Annotated in this window: 5 protein-coding genes; 2 read left to right on the forward strand and 3 right to left on the reverse strand. The window is 74.3% G+C overall.

Annotation, left to right across the window (positions count from 1 at the left end; translation table 11 throughout):
- Positions 1 to 1,393: GH1 family beta-glucosidase (locus tag AOK11_RS33350; RefSeq protein ID WP_055597413.1), on the forward strand; the 1,393-nt coding region annotated here is incomplete at its 5' end.
- A gap of 324 nt (positions 1,394 to 1,717) precedes the next feature.
- Here the strand turns inward: AOK11_RS33350 and AOK11_RS33355 are convergent.
- Both AOK11_RS33355 and AOK11_RS33360 read right to left on the reverse strand, forming a co-directional pair.
- Positions 1,718 to 3,130 (reverse strand): sensor histidine kinase, encoded by a 1,413-nt coding sequence (locus AOK11_RS33355; protein WP_055597414.1) that lies wholly within the window; start codon positions 3,128 to 3,130, stop codon positions 1,718 to 1,720.
- A complete protein-coding gene (locus tag AOK11_RS33360; protein WP_206188980.1) occupies positions 3,127 to 3,846 on the reverse strand; it encodes a response regulator transcription factor in 720 nt (239 codons plus the stop codon). Before AOK11_RS33360 ends, AOK11_RS33355 begins: the two co-directional genes overlap by 4 nt.
- A gap of 108 nt (positions 3,847 to 3,954) precedes the next feature.
- Here AOK11_RS33360 and AOK11_RS33365 point away from each other — a divergent pair, with 108 nt between their 5' ends.
- Positions 3,955 to 4,596 carry a hypothetical protein gene (locus AOK11_RS33365; RefSeq protein WP_063793563.1) on the forward strand — a complete coding sequence of 214 codons (642 nt, stop codon included), beginning with the start codon at positions 3,955 to 3,957 and terminating at the stop codon, positions 4,594 to 4,596.
- Positions 4,597 to 4,648: 52 nt separating this feature from the next.
- Here AOK11_RS33365 and AOK11_RS33370 read toward each other — a convergent pair whose 3' ends face one another.
- Entirely contained in the window at positions 4,649 to 5,518 is an 870-nt protein-coding gene (locus AOK11_RS33370) for a spermidine synthase (RefSeq protein ID WP_055597416.1), read from the reverse strand.
- Between the last annotated feature and the right edge of the window lie 32 nt (positions 5,519 to 5,550).

Genomic DNA, 5,550 nt, shown 5'->3' on the forward strand with positions numbered 1-5,550 from the left:
CTTCCTCTGGGGCTCCGCGACCTCCGCCTACCAGATCGAGGGCGCGGTGCGGGAGGACGGGCGAACCCCGTCCATCTGGGACACCTTCAGCCACACGCCGGGAAAGACCGCCGGCGGCGACACCGGTGACATCGCCAACGACCACTACCACCGCTACCGCGACGACGTGGCGATGATGGCGGACCTGGGCCTGGACGCCTACCGCTTCTCCATCTCCTGGCCCCGGGTGCAGCCGACCGGCCGCGGCCCGGCCGTACAGCGCGGCCTGGACTTCTACCGCAAACTGGTCGACGAACTGCTGGAGCACGGCATCAAGCCGGCCGTCACCCTCTACCACTGGGACCTGCCGCAGGAGCTGGAGGACGCGGGCGGCTGGCCGGAGCGCGACACCGCCTACCGTTTCGCCGAGTACGCGCGGATCGTCGGCGAGGCGCTCGGCGACCGGGTGGAGCAGTGGATCACGCTCAACGAGCCGTGGTGCAGCGCCTTCCTGGGCTACGCCTCCGGTGTGCACGCGCCCGGCCGTACCGACCCGGTGGACTCGCTGCGGGCCGCCCACCACCTGAACCTGGCACACGGGCTGGGCGCCAAGGCGCTGCGGTCGGTGATGCCGGCCCGCAACTCCGTCGCGATCAGCCTCAACTCCTCGGTGGTCCGGCCGCTTTCGCCCGGTGACCCGGCGGACCTCGCGGCGGTGCGCACCATCGACGACCGGGCCAACGGAATCTTCCACGGGCCGATCCTGAAGGGCGCCTACCCCGAGTCGCTGCTGGAGTCGACCTCGTCCCTCACCGACTGGTCGTACGTCCAGGACGGCGACCTGGAGCTGATCCACCAGCCGCTGGACGCGCTGGGCCTCAACTACTACACGCCCTCCCTGGTGTCGGCGGCCGACCCCGACGCGAAGGGACCGCGGGCGGACGGCCACGGGGAGAGCGCGCACTCGCCGTGGCCCGCCGCGGACCACGTGGCCTTCCACCAGGCACCGGGCGAGCGCACCGAGATGGGCTGGGCCGTCGACCCGACGGGACTGCACGACCTGATCATGCGGTACACCCGTGAGGCGCCCGGCCTGCCGCTCTACATCACCGAGAACGGCGCCGCGTACGACGACAAGCCCGGCGCCGACGGCACCGTGCACGACCCGGAGCGGATCGCCTACCTGCACGGCCACCTCTCCGCGGTCCGCCGGGCCATCACCGACGGCGCGGACGTGCGCGGCTACTACCTGTGGTCCCTGATGGACAACTTCGAGTGGGCGTACGGCTACGAGAAGCGGTTCGGCGCGGTCTACGTCGACTACGCGACCCAGGTACGGACCCCGAAGGCCAGCGCCCTCTGGTACGGCCGGGCGGCCCGCTCGGGAGCCCTGCCGGAGCCGGACGGCATCTGATCCTCCCGGGCACGGGGGACATGGGGGAACCGGGAGCGGGGGAAGGGGGCGCGGCGTCCCAGGGGGAGCGCCGCGCCCCACGCGGGTGTCCGCACCCCGCCCGGGGCGTGTCCGGGGCCGTCTTCCTGCCGGGCGGTGCCCGGACAGGTACCGGGGCGGACGCCCGGACCGGTGCGCGCCCCGGCCGGACGGGGACCGGCCGGGGCGCGCCCCGGTGTGTTCTCCCGATCAGCCCCGGAAGTCCGGTTCCGGAAGGCGGGGTCGAAAAACCGGCCCCGAACGCCGGGCCCGGAACCTCGGGCCCCGAACGCCGGGCCCGAAGCCTCAGGCCCGGAACGTCGGCACCAGGCGCCCCGGGCGACGGCGGCGTACGGTCCCGCGGTGGCCGCGGCCCCGGCCGCCGCGGGGCGCGCCCTCGCGTCCGTCCAGCTGGATCCAGATCCGTATCTCGGTTCCGCCGAGCACCGACGAGCCGATGCGGACGTCCCCTCCGGTGGTCTCCGCGAGGCGGCGCACTATGTCCAGGCCGAGCCCGGTGGAGCCGTCGTTGCCGGAGCCCCGGCCGCGGGCCATCGCCGCCTCGGGGTCGGGTATGCCGGGGCCCGCGTCGGAGACGAGCACGATCACCGCGTCCTCGCCGTTGTGCACGTCGACCGCGAAGGCGGTGCCCTCGGGGGTGTGCCGGAACACGTTGCCGAGCAGGGCGTCGAGGGTGGCGGCCAGATCGGCGCGGGCCACGGGGATGCGCACGGGGGTGTCCGCGCCGGCCACCCGCCACTTGCGGCCCTCGTCCTCGGCGAGCGCCGACCAGAACACCATCCGCTCCCGGACCACTTCGGCCGCGTCGCAGCCGGCGCCCGGACCGGCGGCGGCCGTCTGCGGTTTGGCGTCCCGGGCGGTGCGGATGATGGTGTCGACCTCGCGCTCCAGTTGTTCCACCGCCGCGCGGGTCTGTTCGGCGGCCGGTCCGTCGCCGAGCGAGGCGGCGTTCAGCCGCAGCACGGTCAGCGGGGTGCGCAGCCGGTGGGAGAGGTCGGCGGCCAGTTCCCGCTCGTTGGCGAGGAGCTGGACGACCTGGTCGGCCATGGAGTTGAACGCCACGGCCGCCAGCCGCAGTTCGGTCGGCCCCTTCTCGGGCACCCGCGCGCCCAGCTTGCCCTCCCCCAGTTCGTGCGCGCCCTCGACCAGCCGCTGCGCGGGCCGCACCATCCGTACGCCCAGCCGGTCGGCGACCGCGACCGAGCCGAGGACGAGGGCGGCGCCCACCGCCGCGAGCACCGCCCAGGCCGTGCCCACCCCGTTGGTGACCTCGGCCTCGGGGACGTACACCTCGACCACGGCGATCTCGCCGCTGCTGAGCGCGACCGGCTGGAGCAGCGCGGAGCCGCCGGACACCTGGGAGGTGGAGACGCGCCCCAGCTTCCGTACCGCCTCGACGTCCTCCGCGGTGGCGCGCCGACGGCCGATGTCGAAGGGCTTCGCGCCGTCCGCCGCGGGGAGGTGCACGGCCATTCCCGCGTCGGACCCGCCGGAGCCGGCGGAGGCGACGACGCGTTCGAGCTGGTCGCGGTCGGTGGTGATGGACAGCGCGGGGGCGACCGCGGCGGCTTCCCGCTCGGCGTTGGAGAAGGCGCGGTCGCGGGCCATCTCGCGGATGACCAGACCGAGCGGCACCGCGAAGGCGACCACGACCATCGCGGTCACCGCCACGGACACCTTCACCAGGGCCCACCTCATCGCGGCTGCTCCGCCCCGGGGACCTGAGCGGCGGGCGGCTCCAGCTTCACGCCGACGCCCCGCAGGGTGTGCAGATAGCGCGGCCGGGCGGCCGTCTCCCCCAGTTTCCGGCGCAGCCAGGACAGATGGACGTCGATGGTCTGGTCGTCCCCGTACGCCTGCTGCCACACCTCGGCGAGGAGTTCCCTGCGGGCGACGACGACTCCGGGCCGCCCGGCGAGGAAGGCGAGGAGGTCGAACTCGCGCCGGGTCAGGTCGAGCCGTACGCCGTCGAGTTCGGCCTGGCGGCGCAGCGGGTCGACGGTCAGCCCGCCGACCCGGATCACCGGGGACGGCGCGGCCTCCCCCGCGAGGGAACGGGCCCGGCGCAGGACGGCCGCCATGCGGGCCGACAGGTGTTCCGCCGAGAAGGGCTTGGTCAGGTAGTCGTCCGCGCCCGCGTTCAACAGCCGTACGATCTCCGCCTCGTCGTCCCGCGCGGTGGCGATGATCACCGGCACGTCCGTGATGCCGCGCAGCATCTTCAGCGCCTCGGAGCCGTCGAGGTCGGGCAGCCCGAGGTCCAGGACGACGACGTCGAAACGGAAGTGGGCGACCTCGCGCAGCGCCTCCAGCGCCGTCCCCACACTGCGCACGGTGTGCGCGGCGTCGGTCAACTGCCGGATGAGCGCCGAGCGTACGAACGGGTCGTCCTCGACCACGAGAACACTTGCCATGGGCGGCACCGTACGCCATGCCGGGCGGGCCGGCGGCGGCCTGTGGACAACTCCGGATCCCGGAGGAGACGCGACACTCGTGGGGCGGGTGAGGCAGTATGGCCGGCGATGCGCAGAGGACTCGTACACCTGTTGGCCTGGCTGCTCGCCACGGGCGCGGCGGTCACGCTGTCGTGGTGGGGTGTGCACACCGTGATGGCGGGCACCGCCTACGACCCTCCGCGTGCGCTGCCCGTCACGGCCGGGGACGCGACGACGCAGGAGTCGAAGCCGGTCTCGTCCTCGACCCGGCACCCGTCCGGCGGAGAGCCGTCGAAGGACGCCGAGGGCGGCGAGGACGACAAGGACGGCGAAGGCTCGAAGGCCAAGGACGGCGGCAAGGACGCGGAGGGTGCCGAGGACTCGGACGCGAAGTCCTCCGACTCCTCGCGGCAGTCGTCTCGGGAGCCCGGCGGGACGTCCGCCGCACCCGAGCCGAAGCCGGCCGATCCCGCGCCGGCCGGCGGCGACCCGGCCCCGGCGACCTCCGGCGAGGTCAAGGCCTACGACACCGCGGGCGGGCGGGCGGTCTTCGACCTCGGCGAGGCGTCCGCGTCCTTGGTGTCGGCGACGCCCGGGGCGGGCTGGTCGATGCAGGTGTGGAAGACGGAGTCGTGGATCCGGGTGGAGTTCGCGGCGGGCGCGGAGCGGGTGTCGGTCTTCTGCACCTGGCACGACGGCCCGCCGCGCGTGGAGATCGGCACGTACTGACCGGCACGTACCGAGGGGGCCGGCCCGAGGGGGTCGGCGGAACCCGAGGTGTTCAGCGGAACACCGACGCCGGTGGCGCCGGTGAGGCGACCGCCGCCAGGTCGGTGACCGGGGCGGCTCCGCCGGTGAAGTCCCTGAGTTCCGGGCCGTGCTGGACGCGGCCGGGGTGCGGGTCGGAGGCGGCGCGGCGGGTCAGTTCGGCGATCGGGAGGGGTGTGTCGGAGGCGACCAGCACGGCGTTGCCGAAGCGCTTGCCGCGCAGGACCGCCGGGTCGGCGATCAGTGCGAGTTCGGCGAACCGGGCGGCGGCGGTGGCGATCTGGCCGCGCAGATGGGCCAGCGGCGGTCCGTCGGCGAGGTTGGCGGCGTAGACCCCGCCGGGTGCGAGGGCCCTGCGGACGTCGTCCAGGAATTCGGTCGAGGTCAGGTGGGCGGGGGTGCGGGCGCCGCTGAACACGTCGGCGACGACGAGGCCGGCCCATCCGTCCGGTACCTTCGCGAGCCCTTCCCGGGCGTCCACCGAGCGCACCCTGATCCGTGACCTGGGGTCCACCGGAAGCTCCCGGCGGACCAGTTGCACCAGCTTCGCGTCCCGCTCGACGACCTGCTGGGTGGACCGGGGCCGGGTGGCGGCGACGTACCGGGCGAGGGTGAACGCGCCGCCGCCGAGATGCACGGCCTGCAGGGGCCGGCCGGCCGGTGCGACGGTGTCGACGACGTGTCCGAGCCGCCGCTGGTACTCGAACGAGAGGTACGCCGGGTCGTCGAGGTCGACGTGCGACTGCGGGGCGTCGTCGATCAGTAGCGTCCACGCCCTCGGCCGCTCCCGGTCGGGGACGAGCCGGGCGAGCCCTCCGTCGACGTTCTCGACGACGGTTTCGGCGGCGGCCTGCCCGCGCCCGGAGTTCCTGGTCCTGCCCATGGAGCCATTGTCACCCGACGCCCGCCCGCTCC

Source organism: Streptomyces hirsutus, from assembly GCF_001418415.1.
Lineage (GTDB): Bacteria > Actinomycetota > Actinomycetes > Streptomycetales > Streptomycetaceae > Streptomyces > Streptomyces hirsutus.